At 66.3% G+C, this 19,965-nt stretch carries 15 protein-coding genes and 2 tRNA genes; all 17 read left to right on the forward strand.

The genetic code is table 11. The features are described 5' to 3' along the window. A partial coding sequence (locus DFR41_RS06355; protein ID WP_078453405.1) for an EF-Tu C-terminal domain-related protein occupies positions 1-98 on the forward strand: 98 nt, incomplete at its 5' end. Positions 99-161: 63 nt separating this feature from the next. Continuing rightward, positions 162-237 (forward strand) — tRNA-Trp (locus DFR41_RS06360). 159 nt (positions 238-396) lie between these two features. Continuing rightward, complete coding sequence (gene secE, locus DFR41_RS06365; protein WP_017762040.1) at positions 397-780, forward strand: preprotein translocase subunit SecE; 384 nt, start codon at positions 397-399, stop codon at positions 778-780. Then, on the forward strand, positions 780-1,364 hold the full coding sequence (gene nusG, locus DFR41_RS06370; RefSeq protein WP_017762041.1) for a transcription termination/antitermination protein NusG: 585 nt from the start codon (positions 780-782) through the stop codon (positions 1,362-1,364). The genes secE and nusG overlap by 1 nt, the downstream gene beginning before the upstream one ends. A 146-nt stretch (positions 1,365-1,510) precedes the next feature. Continuing rightward, on the forward strand, positions 1,511-1,942 hold the full coding sequence (rplK, locus tag DFR41_RS06375) for a 50S ribosomal protein L11 (RefSeq protein WP_017762042.1): 432 nt from the start codon (positions 1,511-1,513) through the stop codon (positions 1,940-1,942). A gap of 1 nt (position 1,943) precedes the next feature. After that, positions 1,944-2,642 (forward strand): 50S ribosomal protein L1, encoded by a 699-nt coding sequence (rplA, locus tag DFR41_RS06380; protein WP_017762043.1) that lies wholly within the window; start codon positions 1,944-1,946, stop codon positions 2,640-2,642. Positions 2,643-2,900: 258 nt separating this feature from the next. Beyond that, a complete protein-coding gene (rplJ, locus tag DFR41_RS06385; RefSeq protein ID WP_043118149.1) occupies positions 2,901-3,428 on the forward strand; it encodes a 50S ribosomal protein L10 in 528 nt (175 codons plus the stop codon). A gap of 47 nt (positions 3,429-3,475) precedes the next feature. After that, positions 3,476-3,850, forward strand: coding sequence for a 50S ribosomal protein L7/L12 (gene rplL / locus DFR41_RS06390; protein ID WP_017762045.1), 375 nt, complete (start codon positions 3,476-3,478; stop codon positions 3,848-3,850). A gap of 252 nt (positions 3,851-4,102) precedes the next feature. Continuing rightward, the gene (gene rpoB, locus DFR41_RS06395; protein ID WP_114802068.1) at positions 4,103-8,227 is read left to right on the forward strand and encodes a DNA-directed RNA polymerase subunit beta; all 4,125 of its coding nucleotides are present in this window, start codon (positions 4,103-4,105) and stop codon (positions 8,225-8,227) included. 19 nt (positions 8,228-8,246) lie between these two features. Further along, positions 8,247-12,482 carry a DNA-directed RNA polymerase subunit beta' gene (gene rpoC / locus DFR41_RS06400; RefSeq protein WP_017761621.1) on the forward strand — a complete coding sequence of 1,412 codons (4,236 nt, stop codon included), beginning with the start codon at positions 8,247-8,249 and terminating at the stop codon, positions 12,480-12,482. A 140-nt stretch (positions 12,483-12,622) separates the two neighbouring features. Next, positions 12,623-13,177 carry a LemA family protein gene (locus DFR41_RS06405; protein WP_114802069.1) on the forward strand — a complete coding sequence of 185 codons (555 nt, stop codon included), beginning with the start codon at positions 12,623-12,625 and terminating at the stop codon, positions 13,175-13,177. Between the two features lie 97 nt (positions 13,178-13,274). After that, entirely contained in the window at positions 13,275-14,633 is a 1,359-nt protein-coding gene (gene rsmB, locus DFR41_RS06410; RefSeq protein WP_114802070.1) for a 16S rRNA (cytosine(967)-C(5))-methyltransferase RsmB, read from the forward strand. A 55-nt stretch (positions 14,634-14,688) separates the two neighbouring features. Then, positions 14,689-15,234, forward strand: a complete 546-nt coding sequence (locus DFR41_RS06415) for a DUF4390 domain-containing protein (protein WP_231394429.1) — start codon at positions 14,689-14,691, stop codon at positions 15,232-15,234. Next, a complete protein-coding gene (locus DFR41_RS06420; RefSeq protein WP_114802072.1) occupies positions 15,231-17,543 on the forward strand; it encodes a sensor histidine kinase in 2,313 nt (770 codons plus the stop codon). Before DFR41_RS06415 ends, DFR41_RS06420 begins: the two co-directional genes overlap by 4 nt. A gap of 40 nt (positions 17,544-17,583) precedes the next feature. After that, positions 17,584-18,282 (forward strand): response regulator, encoded by a 699-nt coding sequence (locus DFR41_RS06425; RefSeq protein ID WP_017759297.1) that lies wholly within the window; start codon positions 17,584-17,586, stop codon positions 18,280-18,282. 41 nt (positions 18,283-18,323) lie between these two features. Then, positions 18,324-18,399 (forward strand) — tRNA-Phe (locus DFR41_RS06430). Between the two features lie 178 nt (positions 18,400-18,577). Continuing rightward, positions 18,578-19,885, forward strand: a complete 1,308-nt coding sequence (locus DFR41_RS06435; RefSeq protein WP_114802073.1) for a tyrosine-type recombinase/integrase — start codon at positions 18,578-18,580, stop codon at positions 19,883-19,885. Positions 19,886-19,965: the final 80 nt, after the last annotated feature.

Here is a 19,965-nt window from a genome sequence, read left to right on the forward strand (position 1 = left end):
TGATCGCTCCGATCGCCATGGAAGAAGGTCTGCGCTTCGCCATCCGCGAAGGCGGCCGTACCGTCGGTGCCGGCGTCGTGGCCAAGATCATCGAGTAATTATTCGGTGTTCCGGGACGCTCACCGTCGTGGTGGCGTCTCGAAGCCTGTTGATCAGGTCTTAGGGGTATAGCTCAATTGGCAGAGCGTCGGTCTCCAAAACCGAAGGTTGTAGGTTCGATTCCTACTGCCCCTGCCACCTCCTAGTGGGTGGCGATGGGTTCGGAACCTCATAGCACGGATCCAGCCGACTCCGATTCGGCGAAAACGAACAGATTCAAGCCCGCCGCGCTCCGGCGGGCTTCGGCGTCTTCCGAACAGGCGTCTATACAGGCCGCAGGGCCAGGAATTTGCCGAGATGGCCACAACTCAAATCGAAACGGTCCAGACGGGCGCCGACAAGGCCAAGCTGGCGGCAGCCGTGGTGCTGCTGCTGGGTTCGCTGGTGGCGTTCTACATGCTGGCCCGGCAGGGGGCATGGGTTCAATGGGGCGTGCTGCTGGTGGGCATGGCTGCGGCCGTGGCCGTCTTCGCCGTGTCCGAGAGCGGAAAGCGTCTTTACGGCTTTGGTCGTGACGCCTGGCGCGAAGTGCGCAAGGTCGTGTGGCCGACGCGCAAGGAAGCCATCCAGATGACCGCCTACGTCTTCGCCTTTGCGGTGATCATGGCGCTGTTCCTGTGGGTGACGGACAAGACCCTGGAGTGGTTCTTCTACGACCTGCTGCTGGGCTGGAAAAAGTAATGAACGACACCGTCGACAACGACACCGCCGCCCCGGCGCAGCCGGCCAATCCGGACCTGCGTTGGTATGTCGTCCATGCCTATTCGGGCATGGAGAAGGCCGTCGAGCGCAATATCACCGAGCGCATCAACCGCGCGGGCATGCAAGGCAAGTTCGGCCGCATCCTGGTGCCCAGCGAAGAGGTGGTGGACGTCAAGAACGGCCAGAAGCGCACCATGGAGCGCCGCCTCTTCCCCGGCTATGTGCTGGTCGAGATGGTGATGGATGACGACACCTGGCACTTGGTCAAGCACACGAGCAAGGTGACGGGCTTCGTGGGCGGTGCCAAGAACCGGCCTGCGCCGATCTCGCAGCGCGAGGTGGACGAGATCGTCAACCAGATGCAGCAAGGCACCGAGAAGCCCCGCCACAAGGTGGAGTTCATGGTGGGCGAACTGGTGCGTGTCAAGGAAGGCCCGTTCACCGACTTCAACGGCACTGTCGAGGAAGTCAACTACGAAAAGAACAAGCTGCGCGTGTCCGTGATGATCTTCGGCCGCGCAACGCCGGTGGAACTGGGCTTCGCCGAGGTCGAGAAGACCTGAGACAGAGACAAGAACGCGGCTGGCAGCGCCGGTCGCGGCTTCGGGTGGTCCGCGCCTTTCGACTCGGCGGGCCGCTTTTTTCCTGAGTCGCAACCCCGGGGAGCTGCGGAAATGTCCGTGGCGTTATCACCCGCAAGGAGTCAAGCATGGCGAAGAAAATCGTCGGCTTCATCAAGCTGCAAGTGCCGGCAGGCAAGGCCAACCCCTCGCCGCCGATCGGTCCCGCGCTGGGTCAGCGTGGCCTGAACATCATGGAGTTCTGCAAGGCGTTCAACGCCCAGACCCAGGGCGTCGAGCCCGGTCTGCCGCTGCCGGTGGTGATCACCGCCTTCGCGGACAAGAGCTTCACCTTCATCATCAAGACGCCCCCGGCGACCACGCTGATCAAGAAGGCGATCAAGCTGGACAAGGGCTCGGCCAAGCCGCATACCGACAAGGTCGGCAAGATCACCCGCGCTCAGCTCGAGGAGATCGCCAAGGCCAAGATGAAGGATCTGACCGCCGCCGATCTGGACGCCGCCGTGCGCACCATCGCCGGCTCGGCCCGCTCGATGGGCGTGAACGTGGAGGGCGTGTGAGATGGCCAAGCTGACCAAGAAGGCAAAGGCCCTGCAGGGCAAGGTCGAGACCACCAAGCTGTACCCGCTGGCCGACGCGCTGGCGCTGGTGAAGGAACATGCCACCGCCAAGTTCGATGAGTCCATCGACGTGGCCGTGCAGTTGGGCATCGACGCCAAGAAGTCGGACCAGGTGGTGCGTGGTGCCGTCGTGATGCCCAACGGCACCGGCAAGACCAAGCGCGTGGCCGTGTTCGCCCAGGGCGCCAAGGCAGAGGAAGCCAAGGCCGCTGGTGCCGACATCGTCGGCATGGACGACCTGGCTGCCCAGGTGAAGGCGGGCGACATGCCCTTCGACGTGGTGATCGCCGCCCCCGACGCGATGCGCGTGGTCGGTACGCTGGGTCAGATCCTTGGCCCGCGCGGCCTGATGCCGAACCCCAAGGTCGGCACCGTGACCCCTGATGTCGCCACGGCCGTGAAGAACGCCAAGGCCGGCCAGGTGCAGTTCCGTGTCGACAAGGCCGGCATCATCCACGGCACCATCGGCCGCCGCTCCTTCGACAGCGACAAGCTTCAGGGCAACCTGGTGGCGCTGATCGACGCGCTGAACAAGGCCAAGCCGGCCACCAGCAAGGGCGTGTACCTGCGCAAGGTCGCCGTCTCGTCCACCATGGGTGTGGGCGTGCGCGTGGACACGCAGTCCATCGCCCAGGCCTGAGCCTGAACGTGATTTGCCGGGCCGTCTTCGGACGGCTCGGCGGATGTGGTGGGCCGGGGCCTTCTTCCCATAGGAAGGGGCTCCGGGCCATCCAAGACCGCTGGCGGCGGTCGGGGTGCGAACCCCGCCGCCTTAATCGACCGAAGGTCGGCCAGCGCAGATGGCGATCCCACTGCAAGGAATTCCGGTTCCGAAACAGTTGGTCGCTGCATGAAGGCGTCGTCCGGGCAACCGGGCGACATTGAAAAGGAGTAGACCTTGAGTCTGAATCGCAGTGAGAAAGAAGCGGTCATTGCTGAAGTGACCGGCCTCGCCGCTAAAGCTCAAACGCTCGTCCTGGCGGAGTACCGTGGCATCACGGTGGCCGACATGACCCGTCTGCGCAACGCAGCCCGCGACAAGGGTGTGAGCCTGAGTGTTCTGAAGAACACGCTGGCCCGCCGTGCCGTGGCTGGCAGCGCATTCGAAGTCGTCGGCGACCAGATGACCGGTCCGCTGATCTATGGCTTCTCCGAAGACGCCGTCGCTGCCGCCAAGGTGGTGGCCGACTTCGCGAAGACCAACGACAAGTTGGTGATTCGCGGTGGCGCTTTCGGGGGCAAGGCCCTGGATGTGGAAGGCGTGAAGCAACTGGCCAACATTCCTACCAAGGAAGTGCTGCTGGCCCAGCTGTGCGGCTTGCTGATGTCGCCGATCTCCCGCACCGCCGTGGTGCTGGGTGCCCTGGCGGCCAAGCGTGGCGAAGGCGCTGCAGAAGAGCCTGCAGCCGAGGCCGCCGCGGCCTGATCCATTGATCGCGCGGCAATCAACCCAATCTGTTTTAGGAAATCAACATGGCATTCGATAAAGACGCATTCCTGACCGCTCTGGACAGCATGACGGTCCTCGAGCTCAACGACCTGGTCAAGGCCATCGAAGAGAAGTTCGGCGTGAGCGCCGCTGCAATGGCCGCTCCGGCTGCTGGTGGCGCCGCTGCCGCTCCGGCCGCCGAAGAGAAGACCGAGTTCAACGTCGTGCTGACCGAAGCCGGCGCGAACAAGGTGTCGGTCATCAAGGCCGTGCGCGAAATCACCGGCCTGGGCCTGAAGGAAGCCAAGGACCTGGTGGAAGCCGCTCCCAAGGCCGTGAAGGAAGGCCTGGCCAAGGCCGACGCCGAAGCCGCCAAGAAGAAGCTGGAAGAAGCCGGCGCCAAGGTGGAACTGAAGTAATTCAGGCCCCTCTGGAGGCTGGAAGTGCCCTCGCGGGCCTTCCAGCCTTTGCCGCTTTCAGAGCGCACCCGAAAGCCGCATCGATGCGGTGGCTTTCGAGTGTCTTCTGACCCCGACTGCAGAAGGACTCTTGGTTCGGGCGATGTGCAACGCATCGCCGTCCGCCATCGGCTGGTAGTGGCCAGCCGCCAAGCAGGAACGCCCGCGCGTTGCTGACCCTAGTCGCTGATGATCTCAAGCCCCGGAGCTCTCATGGCCCAAGCATCGACCTACAGTTATACCGAACGCAAGCGAATCCGCAAAAGCTTCGGCAACCGCGACAGCGTCGTCCAGATTCCCTACCTTCTGCAGATGCAGAAGGACGCCTACACCGCCTTCCTGCAAGCCGCCTCGGCGCCCCAGAAACGCAGCGACGAAGGCCTGCAAGCCGCCTTCAACGCCGCCTTCCCGATCGTCTCCCACAACGGTTTTGTGGAGATGAAGTTCCTGGAGTACAACTTGGCGAAGCCCGCCTTCGACGTGCGCGAGTGCCAGACCCGGGGTTTGACCTTCGCCTCGGCCGTGCGCGCCAAGGTGCAGCTGATCATCTACGACCGCGAGTCCTCGACCTCGCAGTCCAAGGTCGTCAAGGAAGTGAAGGAACAAGAGGTCTACATGGGCGAAGTGCCCCTGATGACCGACAAGGGCTCCTTCATCATCAACGGCACCGAACGCGTGATCGTGTCGCAGCTGCACCGCTCCCCCGGTGTGTTCTTCGAGCATGACAAGGGCAAGACGCACAGCTCGGGCAAGCTGCTGTTCTCGGCCCGCGTGATCCCCTACCGCGGCTCCTGGCTGGACTTCGAGTTCGACCCGAAGGACATCCTGTACTTCCGCGTCGACCGCCGCCGCAAGATGCCGGTCACGATCCTGCTGAAGGCCATCGGCCTGAACCCGGAATCGATCCTGGCGAACTTCTTCGTCAACGACAACTTCCGCCTGATGGACAGCGGCGGCCAGATGGAGTTCGTCTCCGAGCGGCTGCGCGGCGAAGTCGCACGCTTCGACATCACCGACAAGGCCGGCAAGGTGGTCGTGGCCAAGGACAAGCGCGTCACGGCCCGCCACACCCGCGAGCTGGAGCAATCGGGCACCACGCACATCAGCGTGCCGGAAGACTTCCTGGTCGGCCGCGTGCTGGCCCGCAACATCATCGACCCCGACACGGGCGAGGTGCTGGCCAAGGCCAACGACGAGCTGACCGAGACCGTGCTCAAGAAGCTGCGCACCGCCGGTGTGCAGGAGATCCAGTGCATCTACACGAATGAGCTGGACCAGGGCGCCTACATCAGCCAGACCCTGCGCATCGACGAGACGGCCGACGAGTTCGCCGCCCGCGTCGCGATCTACCGCATGATGCGCCCCGGCGAGCCGCCGACGGAAGACGCCGTGCAGGCCCTGTTCCAGCGCCTGTTCTACAACCCGGACACCTACGACCTGTCGCGCGTGGGCCGGATGAAGTTCAATGCCAAGATCGGCCGCGACGAGTCCACGGGCCCGATGGTCCTGACCAACGAGGACATCCTGGCCGTGGTCAAGATCCTGGTCGACCTGCGCAACGGCCGCGGCGAAGTCGACGACATCGACCACCTGGGCAATCGTCGCGTGCGTTGCGTGGGCGAACTGGCCGAGAACCAGTACCGCACCGGTCTCGCCCGCATCGAGAAGGCCGTCAAGGAGCGTCTGGGCCAGGCCGAGCAAGAGCCGCTCATGCCGCATGACCTGATCAACAGCAAGCCGATCTCGGCCGCCCTGAAGGAATTCTTCGGCGCCTCGCAGCTGTCGCAGTTCATGGACCAGACCAACCCGCTGTCCGAGATCACGCACAAGCGCCGCGTCTCGGCCCTGGGCCCGGGTGGTCTGACGCGCGAGCGCGCCGGCTTCGAAGTGCGCGACGTGCACGTCACGCACTACGGCCGCGTGTGCCCGATCGAGACGCCGGAAGGCCCGAACATCGGACTGATCAACTCGCTGGCCCTGTACGCCCGCCTGAACGAGTACGGCTTCATCGAGACGCCGTACCGCCGCGTGGTGGACGGCAAGGTCACGATGGACATCGACTACCTGTCGGCCATCGAGGAAGGCAAGTACGTCATCGCCCAGGCCAATGCCGCGCTGGACGACGAAGGCCGCCTGACCGGCGACTTGGTGTCGGCCCGCGAGAAGGGCGAGTCGATCCTGGTCGGCGCCGACCGCATCCAGTACATGGACGTGTCGCCGGCGCAGATCGTGTCGGTGGCCGCCTCGCTGGTGCCCTTCCTGGAGCACGATGACGCGAACCGCGCACTGATGGGCGCCAACATGCAGCGCCAGGCCGTGCCCGTGCTGCGTCCCGAGAAGCCCTTCGTGGGCACCGGCATCGAGCGCGTCTCGGCCGTGGACTCGGGCACCGTGGTGACGGCTACGCGCGGCGGCATCGTCGATTACGTGGACGCGACCCGCATCGTGGTGCGCGTCAACGACGACGAAGCGCAGGCCGGCGAGGTGGGTGTGGACATCTACAACCTCATCAAGTACCAGCGTTCCAACCAGAACACCAACATCCACCAGCGTCCCATCGTCAAGCGCGGCGACAAGCTGGCCAAGGGCGACGTGGTGGCCGACGGTGCCTCCACCGACCTGGGTGAACTGGCCCTGGGCCAGAACATGCTGATCGGCTTCATGCCGTGGAACGGCTACAACTTCGAAGACTCGATCCTGATCTCCGAACGCGTGGTCGCCGACGACCGCTACACCTCGATCCACATCGAGGAACTGGTGGTCATGGCCCGCGACACCAAGCTGGGCGCCGAGGAAATCACCCGCGACATCCCGAACCTGGCCGAGCAGCAGCTCAACCGCCTGGACGAGTCCGGCATCATCTATGTGGGTGCCGAAGTCACCCCCGGCGACGTGCTGGTGGGCAAGGTCACGCCCAAGGGCGAGACCACGCTGACGCCGGAAGAGAAGCTCCTGCGTGCCATCTTCGGCGAGAAGGCCTCCGACGTGAAGGACACCTCGCTGCGCGTGGACCAGGGCTCCTCGGGCACCGTCATCGACGTGCAGGTCTTCACCCGTGAAGGCATCCAGCGCGACAAGCGCGCCCAGCAGATCATCGACGACGAACTCAAGCGCTTCCGCCTGGACCTGAACGACCAGCTGCGCATCGTCGAGGCCGATGCCTTCGACCGGATCGAGAAGCTGCTGACCGGCCGTGTCGCCAACGGCGGCCCGAACAAGCTGGCCAAGGGCACCAAGCTGGACAAGGCCTACCTGTCGTCGGTCGAGAAGTTCCACTGGTTCGACATCCGTCCCGCCGAGGACGAGGTCGCCATGCAGCTGGAGTCGATCAAGAACTCGCTGGAGCAGACCCGCCACAGCTTCGACCTGGCCTTCGAAGAGAAGCGCAAGAAGCTCACGCAGGGCGACGAGCTGCCCGCGGGCGTGCTCAAGATGGTCAAGGTGTACCTGGCCGTCAAGCGCCGCCTGCAGCCTGGCGACAAGATGGCCGGCCGCCACGGCAACAAGGGTGTGGTGTCGAAGATCGTCCCGGTCGAGGACATGCCTCACATGGCCGACGGCACGCCGTGCGACATCTGCCTGAACCCGCTTGGCGTGCCCTCGCGGATGAACGTGGGTCAGGTGCTGGAAGTGCACCTGGGCTGGGCCGGCAAGGGTATCGGCCAGCGTATCGGCGACCTGCTGCAGACGCAGGCCAAGGTGGCCGAACTGCGCCAGTTCCTGGAGCAGTTCTACAACAGCACCGGCCGCAAGGAGAACCTGGACGCCCTGAGCGACACCGACATCGTGGAGATGGCGCACAACCTGCAAAACGGTGTGTCCTTCGCCACCCCGGTGTTCGACGGCGCGACCGAAGAGGACATCCGCGCGATGCTGAAGCTGGCCTTCCCGGACGACATCGCCAAGCTCAAGGGCCTGACCGACAGCCGTACCCAGGCCTACCTCTACGACGGCCGCACCGGCGATCGCTTCGACCGCCCCGTGACCGTCGGCTACATGCACTTCCTGAAGCTGCACCACTTGGTCGACGACAAGATGCACGCCCGCTCCACGGGTCCGTACTCGCTCGTCACGCAGCAGCCGCTGGGCGGCAAGGCCCAGTTCGGCGGCCAGCGCTTCGGTGAAATGGAAGTGTGGGCGCTGGAAGCCTATGGCGCCTCCTACGTGCTGCAGGAAATGCTCACCGTCAAGTCCGACGACGTCCAGGGCCGTACCAAGGTCTACGAGAACATCGTCAAGGGCGAACACGCCATCGAGGCCGGCATGCCGGAATCGTTCAACGTGCTGGTCAAGGAAATCCGCTCGCTGGGTCTCGACATCGAGCTCGAGCGCTCGTAATTGAAAGGGAAAGAGTCACATGAAATCGCTACTCGACCTGTTCAAGCAGTTCACGCCGGATGAGCATTTCGATGCCATCAAGATCGGCATGGCTTCGCCCGAGAAGATCCGTTCGTGGTCCTTCGGTGAGGTGAAGAAGCCCGAGACCATCAACTACCGCACCTTCAAGCCCGAGCGCGACGGCCTGTTCTGCGCCAAGATCTTCGGGCCCATCAAGGACTACGAGTGCCTGTGCGGCAAGTACAAGCGCCTGAAGCACCGCGGCGTCATCTGCGAGAAGTGCGGCGTCGAAGTCACGCAGACCAAGGTGCGCCGCGAGCGCATGGGCCACATCGACCTGGCAGCGCCCTGCGCGCACATCTGGTTCCTGAAGTCGCTGCCGTCGCGTCTGGGCCTGGTGCTCGACATGACGCTGCGCGACATCGAGCGCGTGTTGTACTTCGAAGCCTATGTGATCGTCGACCCCGGCATGACCCCGCTGAAGAAGTTCGGCATCATGACCGAGGACGACTACGAGGCGAAGCGCACCGAATACGGTGACGAGTTCATCGCCAAGATGGGCGCCGAAGGCATCAAGGACCTGCTGCAGTCCATCGAGCTCGACACCGAGATCGAACGCCTGCGCGGCGACCTGACCGGCTCCGAAGTCAAGGTCAAGAAGAACTCCAAGCGCCTGAAGGTGCTTGAGGCCTTCCGCAAGTCGGGCATCAAGCCCGAGTGGATGGTGCTGGACGTGCTGCCCGTGCTGCCGCCGGACCTGCGTCCGCTGGTGCCGCTGGACGGTGGCCGCTTCGCCACGTCGGACCTGAACGATCTGTACCGCCGCGTCATCAACCGCAACTCGCGCCTGCGCCGCCTGCTGGAGCTCAAGGCGCCGGAAATCATCGCGCGCAACGAGAAGCGGATGCTGCAGGAGGCTGTGGACAGCCTGCTGGACAACGGCCGCCGCGGCAAGGCCATGACGGGCGCGAACAAGCGCGCCCTGAAGTCGCTGGCCGACATGATCAAGGGCAAGAGCGGCCGCTTCCGCCAGAACCTGCTGGGCAAGCGCGTCGACTACTCGGGCCGTTCGGTCATCGTGGTGGGCCCGACGCTCAAGCTGCACCAGTGCGGCCTGCCGAAGCTGATGGCGCTCGAACTCTTCAAGCCCTTCATCTTCTCGCGCCTCGAAGCCATGGGCATCGCGACGACGATCAAGGCGGCCAAGAAGGAAGTCGAAGCCGGCACGCCGGTGGTGTGGGACATCCTGGAAGAGGTGATCAAGGAGCACCCTGTCCTGCTGAACCGCGCCCCCACGCTGCACCGCCTGGGCATCCAGGCCTTCGAGCCGATCCTGATCGAAGGCAAGGCCATCCAGCTGCACCCGCTGGTCTGCGCCGCCTTCAACGCCGACTTCGACGGCGACCAGATGGCCGTCCACGTGCCGCTGTCGGTCGAGGCGCAGGTGGAAGCGCGCACGCTGATGCTGGCCTCCAACAACGTGCTGTTCCCGGCCTCGGGCGAGCCCTCCATCGTGCCGTCGCAGGACGTGGTGCTGGGCCTGTACTACACCACCCGCGACCGCATCAACGGCAAGGGCGAGGGCCTGATCTTCTCCGACATCGGTGAAGTGCAGCGCGCGCTGGACGCCGGCCAGGTCGAGCTCACCGCCAAGGTGGCGGTGCGCATCACCGAGTGGAACAAGAACAAGGACACCAACGAGTTCGAGCCCTCGACCTCCCTGGTGGACACGACCGTCGGCCGCGCGCTGCTGTCGGAGATCCTGCCCAAGGGCCTGCCCTTCAGCAACATCAACAAGGCGCTGAAGAAGAAGGAGATCTCCAAGCTGATCAACGCCTCCTTCCGCCGCTGCGGCCTGAAGGAGACGGTGGTCTTCGCCGACAAGCTGCTGCAGAACGGCTTCCGCCTCGCGACGAAGGCCGGCATCTCGATCGCCATCGACGACATGCTGGTGCCGCCGGAGAAGGAAAAAATCATCGACGACGCTTCGCGCGAGGTGAAGGAGATCGAGCAGCAGTACGTCTCGGGTCTGGTCACGGCCGGCGAGCGCTACAACAAGGTCGTGGACATCTGGGGCCGCGCGGGTGACGCCGTATCCAAGGTGATGATGGCCCAGCTGTCCAAGCAGAAGGTCACCGACCGCCACGGCAAGGAAGTGGACCAGGAGTCCTTCAACTCCATCTACATGATGGCCGATTCGGGCGCGCGGGGTTCCGCCGCCCAGATCCGCCAGGTGGCCGGCATGCGGGGCCTGATGGCCAAGCCGGACGGCTCGATCATCGAGACGCCCATCACGGCCAACTTCCGCGAAGGCCTGAACGTGCTGGAGTACTTCATCTCCACGCACGGTGCCCGTAAGGGTCTGGCCGATACGGCCCTGAAGACGGCCAACTCGGGTTACCTGACCCGCCGTCTGGTGGACGTGACGCAGGATCTGGTCGTGACCGATCCGGATTGCGGCACCAGCGACGGCACCGCGATGCGCGCCATCGTGGAAGGCGGCGAAGTGATCGAGTCGCTGCGCGACCGAATCCTCGGCCGCACCACGGCCGACGACGTGCTGCATCCCGAAAACCGCAGCGTGCTGGTCAAGGCCGGCGAGATGCTGGACGAGGACGTCATCGAGGTGCTCGAAGCCGCCGGCGTGGACGAGGTGAAGGTGCGCACCGCGCTGACCTGCGCCACCCGCTACGGCCTGTGCGCCAAGTGCTACGGCCGCGACCTGGGCCGCGGTGGTCTGGTGAACATCGGCGAAGCGGTCGGCGTGATCGCCGCCCAGTCGATCGGCGAGCCCGGCACGCAGCTGACGATGCGGACCTTCCACATCGGCGGTGCCGCCTCGCGCGCCGCCATCGCCTCGAGCGTGGAAGCCAAGTCGAACGGCATCATCGGCTTCAACGCCACGATGCGCTACGTGACCAACTCCAAGGGCGAGCTGGTGGTGATTGCCCGTTCGGGCGAGATCATCATCCAGGACGAGCACGGCCGCGAGCGCGAGCGCCACAAGGTGCCGTATGGCGCGACGCTGACGATCAAGGCCGACCAGCAGATCAAGGCCGGCACGATCCTGGCCAACTGGGATCCGCTGACCCGACCCATCATCACGGAATTCGCCGGCCAGACGAAGTTCGAGAACGTGGAAGAGGGCGTCACCGTGGCCAAGCAGGTCGACGAAGTGACCGGCCTGTCCACGCTGGTGGTGATCGATCCGAAGCGCCGCGGCGCCGCCAAGGTGGTGCGTCCGCTGGTCAAGCTGCTCGACGCGCAGGGCCAGGAAGTCAAGATCCCGGGCACCGACCACTCGGTGGCCATCGGCTTCCAGGTGGGCGCGCTGATCCAGGTGCGCGACGGCCAGGACGTGGGCCCCGGCGAAGTGCTGGCCCGCATCCCGGTCGAAGGCCAGAAGACCCGTGACATCACGGGTGGTCTGCCCCGCGTGGCCGAGCTGTTCGAAGCCCGCTCGCCCAAGGACAAGGGCCTGCTGGCCGAGATGACCGGCACCATTTCCTTCGGCAAGGAGACCAAGGGCAAGATCCGCCTGCAGATCACCGATCCCGAAGGCAAGGTCTGGGAAGAGCTCGTGCCCAAGGAGAAGAACATCCTGGTGCACGAAGGCCAGGTGGTGAACAAGGGCGAAGTCGTGGTCGACGGCCCTGCCGATCCGCAGGACATCCTGCGCCTGCTGGGTTCCGAAGAGCTGGCCCGCTACATCGTGGACGAGGTCCAGGACGTGTACCGCCTGCAGGGCGTAAAGATCAACGACAAGCACATCGAGGTGATCGTTCGCCAGATGCTGCGCCGCGTCGTGGTCGAGAACGCCGGCGAGTCCGGCTACATCCAGGGCGAGCAGGTCGAGCGTTCGGAGATCCTCAACACCAACGAGCGTCTCCAGCGCGAAGGCAAGATCCCGGCGGTCTACAGCAACCTGCTGCTGGGCATCACCAAGGCCTCGCTGTCCACCGACTCGTTCATCTCCGCGGCCTCCTTCCAGGAAACGACGCGCGTGCTGACCGAAGCGGCCATCATGGGCAAGCGCGACGAGCTGCGTGGTCTGAAGGAAAACGTCATCGTCGGCCGCCTGATCCCCGCAGGCACCGGCCTGGCGTACCACCAGGCCCGCAAGGCCAAGGAAGCCATGGACGAGGCCGAGCGCCGCGCCATCGCCGATGCGGAAGCCGCCGAACTGGCCGCGTCCACTTCGGACGAATCGGCCGACGCCACGGCCGACGCGGGCGAAGCCCCGGCTGGCGAATAAGCCGTGACGCGCATGGCCCTGCAGGGCCATGCGCCTGCCGCGCAAGACGACCGCATCGCTTCCATGATCGCGTCCCGACGCCCTCCCGCCCTCATCGGCGCGAGGGCGTTTCTTCATTCACCGACCGCCGGGGGTTCGCCATGAACGGCTGGGCCAGTTCGCTGACCAGTTGGAGCGTGATCGCCATCGGCGTGTTCTGGTACGTCGGTGCCCACAACCGGCTCGTGCGCCTGCGTTCGACGGTCGTTCAGGCCTATGCGCAGCTCGATGCCGCGCTGACGGCGCAGGTGCAGCATGTGCAGGCACTCCTCGCCCAGGCGCCGGTGTCTGCCGACGAAATCCAGCGGGGCCTGGACGCCACGCTGCGTGGCGCCTGCGGACAGCTGGCGACCTCGCTGGGTGCGGCCCGGCTCCGGCCGCTGCATGCCCCCACCATGGCCGCGCTGGCGACTGCCGTGCGGGCCTGGGCGGCGGCCTGGCACCAGCATGCCCAGGCCGCGGGTCAGGCCCTGCCGGCCCTGCTGGCCGGCGATTTGCTTGCCGGCACGGCATGGCCGCTGCCGCCCACCCATGTCGAAGTGGCGCAGACCCAGTTCAATGCCGCGGTGACGCAGTACAACGCGGCGGTCCGCCAGTTCCCCGCCATCCTGGTGGCCTGGCTGGCCCGCTTCAAGGTGGCGGCACCGCTGGCCTGATCCGTCTCGGGCGCAGGCCGCCGCCGTCTTTCGCCGTAGCGCTGCCGGGGCGGTGCACGGGCACCCATTACCATCGCCGTCTTCCTGTCCCACACCGATGTCCGTCGGAGATCCCATTTCCCCTTCCGCCCCTCTCGGGCCTCCGCTGTGGCGCCAGCTCCAGCTGGTGGCCGGCGTACTCGCGGCCGTCCGTGGCGGCACGTCCGGCACGGCTGCGCTCGACGAGGTCGAGCTTGGCCTGCGCCCCGGCGTGCAGGCGATCGCCTTCCAGACCATGCGCTGGCTGGGCCGTGGCGAGGCGCTGCGGCGCCACTTGGCCAAGCGCACCCCGCCGCCGGCCGCGGACGCCCTGCTGTGCACGGCGCTGGCCCTGGCGTGGGACCCGGAGCGTGCGCCTTACGAGCCTTTCACGCTGGTCGACCAGACCGTCGAAGCCGCCAAGCGCCAGCCTCACACCCGCGCGCAGGCCAGCTTCATCAATGCCTGCCTTCGCCGCTTCCTGCGCGAGCGGGACGAACTGGTCGCCGCCACCGAGCGGGAGCCCGTGGCCCAGTGGAACCATCCCCGTTGGTGGATCGAGCGGCTGCGCCGCGACCATCCCCAGGCCTGGCAGCGCGTGCTCATGGCCGACAACGGCCCGGCGCCCCTGACGCTGCGCATCAATGCACGCAGGACCTCGGTCGCCCGCTACCTGCCCGCTTTGGCGGCCCTGCAACTGCCGGCCCGCAAGGTCGCGGAGCAGGGGCTGGAGCTGCGCGAGGCGCGCCCCGTCCAGCAACTGCCCGGCTTCGAGGCCGGCGAGTTCTCGGTGCAGGACGCGGCGGCCCAACTGGCCGCGCCGCTGCTGCTCGAAGGCCTCAAACCGGCCGGTCCGGCGCTGCAGGTGCTCGATGCCTGCGCCGCGCCCGGAGGCAAGACGGCGCATCTGCTCGAACGTGCCGCCGCCGTGCCGGTCCAGGTCACGGCGCTGGAGATCGATCCGCAACGCGCCCGGCGCATCGACGAGAACCTGGCCCGCCTGGGCCTGCAGGCCGATGTCCGGGTGGCCGATGCGGCCCGTCCCGAAAGCTGGTGGGACGGACAACCCTACGACGGCATCCTGCTCGATGCCCCCTGCACGGCCTCGGGCATCGTGCGCCGCCATCCCGATGTGCGCTGGCTGCGGCGCGAGAGCGACGTGGAGCAATTGGCACTGCAGCAGGCGATGTTGCTGGCGGCGCTGTGGCCGCTGGTGCGTGGCGGCGGCCGGCTGCTGTATTGCACCTGTTCGGTGTTCCGTGAGGAAGGCTCGCGCCAGATCGACGCGTTTCTTGCACACAACACCAACGCCCGCCTGCTGCCGTCCCCCGGCCATTTGCTGCCCCAAGGTGGTGCCGGCCCCCGTGGCCTCCCGGACAATGCATTGGGTGAGCACGACGGATTCTTCTACGCCCTGCTTGAAAAGCACGCCTCCTGAGCCGGGGCGGCGGCAGCTCCTGGCGGGCGTGCTCGGGGCGGGCATGCTCGCCGTCATGCCTGCCTTCGCCCAGCAGACGCGCGCCGAGCTCACGCAACTGCGTCTCGAGGCGACCGACGACGGCATCTACCTGAGCGCCGCGGTGCGCTTCGAATTGCCGGCGGCGGTGTCCGACGTGCTGGACAAGGGCATCGCCCTGCATTTCGTGGCCGAGGCCGAGCTCTTCCGCGAACGCTGGTACTGGACCGACCAGCGCATCGGGCAGGCCACCCGCTACATGCGGCTCGCGTATCAGCCGCTGATGCGCCGCTGGCGCCTCAATGTGTCGCCCACGCCCATCACGCCGCTCGCGTCGAGCGTCGTGCTCGGACAGCATTTCGACACCCTGGACGAAGCCCTGGACGCGGTGCGCCGCATCGGCCGCCTGCGTCTGGCGGATGCCGGCGAGATCGGCGAGGGGGGCTCGCACCCGGTGGTGTTCCGCTTCCGGCTCGACACCTCCCAACTGCCCCGGCCCTTCCAGATCGGGCTGGTGGGCCAGTCCGAGTGGAACGTGTCGGTGGAGCGCAGCACGCGGCTGCCGCTGGAGCCGGCGCGATGACGCAGACGCAGCCTGGCGGCCTGGGCAATCCACCGCGCCGGCGCTCGCGCGCGCGACGATGGGGCGTGGGGGTGGGAGCGGCCGCCATCACGGCGCTGGGCCTGGTGCTGATGTTCCTGTTGGCCCAGTCCACCAACAACCGTGCCCTCTACGAGCAGAACTATGCGCGGCTCTTTGCCGTCAACGTGGTCGTGGCCTCGCTGCTCATGCTGGTGCTGGTGTGGGTGGGCTTCCGCCTGACGCGCCGGCTCCGTCAGGGCAAGTTCGGCAGCCGCCTGCTGATCAAGCTCGCGGCGATCTTCGCGCTCGTCGGGGTGGTGCCCGGCATCCTGGTGTATGCCGTCTCCTACCAGTTCGTCGCCCGCTCCATCGAGAGCTGGTTCGACGTGAAGGTCGAGGGCGCACTCGATGCAGGCCTCAACCTCGGCCGGGCTACGCTCGATTCCCTGTCGGACGACCTGGCGGCCAAGGCCCGTACCGCGGGCAACCAGCTGGCCAACACGCCCGAGACGGCATTGCCCGTTGCGCTGGACCGGCTGCGCGAGCAACTGGGCGCCAACAGCGTGCAGGTGTGGTCCTCCACCGGTCAACTGGTGGCCAGCGCGGGGTCGCTGCGCTTCGAACTGAGTCCCGAGCGGCCCAGCCCGCAGCAGTTGCGGCAGGTGCGCGCCGACCGCGCCACGGCGCGCATCGAAGGGCTCGACGAGACCGCCGAGGCGGCTGCGACGGCATCGGCGGCATCCTCGCGGGCGGTGGTCAAGGCCATGGCCCTGGTGCCACGACCCGGCTTCGAGCTGAACGAGCCGCGCTTTCTGCAGATCGTCCAGCCGCTGCCGCCGGCCATCGTCGCCAACGCTCTGGCGGTGCAGGAGGCCAACCGCGAGTACCAGGAGCGCGCCCTGGCCCGCGACGGCCTGCGCCGCATGTACATCGGCACCCTCACGCTGTGCCTGTTCCTGGCCGTCTTCGGGGCCGTGCTGCTCGCGGTGCTCTTCGGCAACCAGCTGGCCCGGCCGTTGCTGGTGCTGGCCGAGGGCGTGCGCCAGGTGGCCGCCGGCGACCTGCGGCCGACCCAGGTCTCGCGTGCACGCGACGAGCTGGGCGGCCTCACCCGCTCCTTCGCCGAGATGACGCAGCAGCTGGCCGAGGCGCGCGCGGCCGTCGAGCAGAGCATGAAGCAGCTCGACGCGGCCCGTGCCAATCTGCAGACCATCCTCGACAACCTCACGTCGGGCGTCATCGTGCTGGACGTGGCCGGCACGGTGCTGTCGACCAACCCGGGCGCCACCCGCGTGCTGCGGGCGCCGCTCGCGGCGTACGAAGGGCGCCCGCTGGCGGAGGTGCCGGGCCTGGCCGAATTCGGGCTGGCCGTGCAGCGCCAGTTCGATGAGCTCGAAGCCGATGCGCGCCAGCATGGCCTCGACCACTGGCAGCATGCCTACGAGCTGCACGCCATGGGCACGGGTGTGGAGCGCAATGCCGTCAACATCGTGGCCCGCGGCGCACAGCTGCCGGGAGCGGCCCGCCTGCTGGTGTTCGACGACATCTCCGAGATCGTCTCGGCGCAGCGCAGCCAGGCCTGGGGCGAGGTGGCACGCCGGCTGGCGCACGAGATCAAGAACCCGCTCACGCCCATCCAGCTGTCGGCCGAGCGGCTCGAACTCAAGCTCACCGGCAAGGTCGCGCCCCCCGAAGCGGCGGTGCTGCACAAGTCCGTGAGGACCATCGTCGAGCAGGTCGACGCGATGAAGCGGCTGGTGAACGAATTCCGCGACTATGCGCGGCTGCCCGCCGCCGAACTCAAGCCGCTGGACCTCAATGCCCTGGTGACCGACGTGCTGCACCTGTACGCCGCCGAACATGCCGGCGTGCCGGTGCAGACGGAGCTGGATCCCCGCTGTCCGCCCATCCGCGGCGATGCGCAGCAGTTGCGGCAGGTGATCCACAACCTGCTCCAGAACGCGCAGGATGCCACCGAGGCGGCGCAGGGCGAGTCGCCTGTGCTCATCCGCACGCGGCTCGCCGATTCGGGCCAGCGGGTGCGCCTCGTGGTGCAGGACGGTGGCCACGGCTTCGCGGAGAACATCCTCCAGCGTGCCTTCGAGCCCTACGTGACGACCAAGAGCAAGGGCACGGGCCTGGGCCTGGCCGTGGTCAAGAAGATTGCCGACGAACATGGTGCACGCGTCGACCTGTCCAATCGCATGGTCGATGGCACAGTGGCCGGTGCACAAGTGTCGCTATCATTTGCCATCGCTGTCGCACCCTCGGGCGGCAACACGGCCTCCGCGGCCTCATCGCCTGCCTGAGCGCCGCAGGCCGCAGCAAGCAAGAGAACCCTTCGCATTCATGGCAAACATCCTGGTGGTCGACGACGAACTGGGCATTCGCGACCTGCTGTCCGAGATCCTCAACGACGAAGGGCATAACGTCGAACTGGCCGAAAACGCCTCCGCCGCCCGCGCAGCGCGGCAGCGCGAGCGTCCCGACCTGGTGCTGCTCGACATCTGGATGCCCGACACCGACGGTGTCACGCTGCTCAAGGAATGGTCGGCGGCAGGCCTGCTGAACATGCCAGTGATCATGATGAGCGGCCACGCCACCATCGACACCGCCGTCGAGGCCACGCGCATCGGCGCCGCCGCCTTCCTCGAAAAGCCCATCACGCTGCAGAAGCTGCTCAAGGAGGTCGAGAAGGGCCTCATGCGCGACGAGGGGCGTCGCGCCGTCGCCTCGCCAGTGCAGCAGCCGGTGAGCGCCGTGCCGGCCAGCAACCCCGTGGCGGCCGCCGTCCCCCCCATCCTGGCGGTGCTTCATCCCGCGGCACCCGATCCGGGGCCCCAAGCCCGGCAGACCTTCGACCTGGACCGCCCGCTGCGGGAAGTGCGCGATGCCTTCGAGAAGGCCTACTTCGAGTTCCACCTTGCGATGGAGAGCGGCTCGATGACCCGCGTTGCCGAGAAGACAGGGCTGGAGCGGACCCATCTCTACAGAAAACTCAAACAATTGGGCGTGGACTTGTCCAAGGGGAAAAAACCTGCGCTATAATCTGAGGCTCGCCTGATGTTCAACGCACAGGCAAGCCTCAAGGCCCGGTAGCTCAGTTGGTAGAGCAGCGGATTGAAAATCCGCGTGTCGGTGGTTCGATTCCGCCCCAGGCCACCAAACACCTACGCCTAGTCCCTCCAGACTAGGCGTTTTTGTTTGTGCGACAAGGACTTGGCTCCGAAATGTCGCCCACAATGTTTCAAGTCGTCCCGTTACATCCCGCGTTTGCCCGTACCCCAAGCCGTACCCTAGAGTGATCTCGTGAAAAACACGTTCCGGGGGTACGGGGTACGAGATGGGGCTGCTGAGCGAGACACAAATCAAGGCGACCAAGCCTGGGCCGAAGGAGTTCTTCCTCAATGATGGCGACAACCTGTTCTTGCGCGTGCGCAGCAGCGGGAAGGCTTGGATCTACCGCTACGACAAGGACGGGAAGACCGTCAAGCTCGGGCTGGGGCCGTACCCGGCAGTGACGCTGGCGCAGGCGCGCTCCAAGGCCTATGAGGCCAGCAACCTGCGCGCGGGTGGACAGGACCTCAAGGAAGTGCGTCGGCAGCGCGAGGAGCAGGAGCGTGTTGCGGCGCTGAACACCTTCGAACTGCTGGCGCGCGCATGGGTCGCGAGCGCCAGGAAGGACAGGCAATGGTCGAGCGGCTATGCCGACAAGGTCATCCGGCATCTGGAGATTCACGCCTTCCCCTGGGTCGGCGACCGGCCCATCGAGAAGATTGCCCCAACAGAGATCGTGCGATGCCTGCACCGAATCAAGGACCGCGGCAACCTGGAGACGGCCCAGCGCGTGCGCGAGGCGGTGCAGCACGTGTACCAGTACGCGGTGGACGTTGGTGCCCTGGAGCCGGCCAGGAACTTCGTCAACAAGAACACCGGCGGCCTGCCGGCGCCGCGCAGCCGGCACTACGCCGCCATCACCGACCCCGCGCAACTCGGTCAGTTGCTGCGCGACATCCGGGACTACAACGGCGCCTTCATCACGCGCTGCGCGCTGCGGCTGGCACCGATGATCTTCCAGCGCCCTGGCCAGTTGCGACTCGCAGAATGGGAGGACATCCATCTCGATGATGAGCTGTGGCGTTGCCCGCCCGAGAAGATGAAGCTGCGCGAATGGCAGAAGCGCGACAGCCGCACACCGGCGCACCTGGTGCCGTTGCCGCGGCAGGCAATGGAAATCCTTCGGGACCTGCATCCGTTGACCGGTCCGGTGGGGCCGATCTTCCGCAGCATGTCGCGCCGTTCGGAGAAGAGCCGCTACATCAGCGACAACACCATCAACGCGGCCTTGCGCACGATGGGCTACGACACGAAGGAGCAGATCACTGGCCACGGCTTCCGCGCCACCGCCCGGACCATGATCCGGGAGTACCTGGGCTGGGACCCGGACGTCATCGAGCGCCACCTGGCGCACGTGTCGGACGAGGAACTGGGCGGCAGCTACGACCGCACGATCTTCCTGGCGCAGCGCAAGACAATGGTGCAGCAGTGGGCGGACTTCCTTGACGATTTGCAGGTGGGAAAGATGCCTGCGCAAGAGGAGAACGTGATGCAGTTCATTCGACCGCGAGCTCGTCACGCGCAGCGTGCCTGATGATCTTTGGGCCGAGATCCATCAGTGAGAGCGCTCTCGTCATCCAGATATGCACCCAGTGGCGTACGTTCCCATTCATC

Origin of the sequence: Pseudacidovorax intermedius, from assembly GCF_003350475.1 — a bacterium.
Classification (GTDB): domain Bacteria; phylum Pseudomonadota; class Gammaproteobacteria; order Burkholderiales; family Burkholderiaceae_C; genus Xenophilus; species Xenophilus intermedius.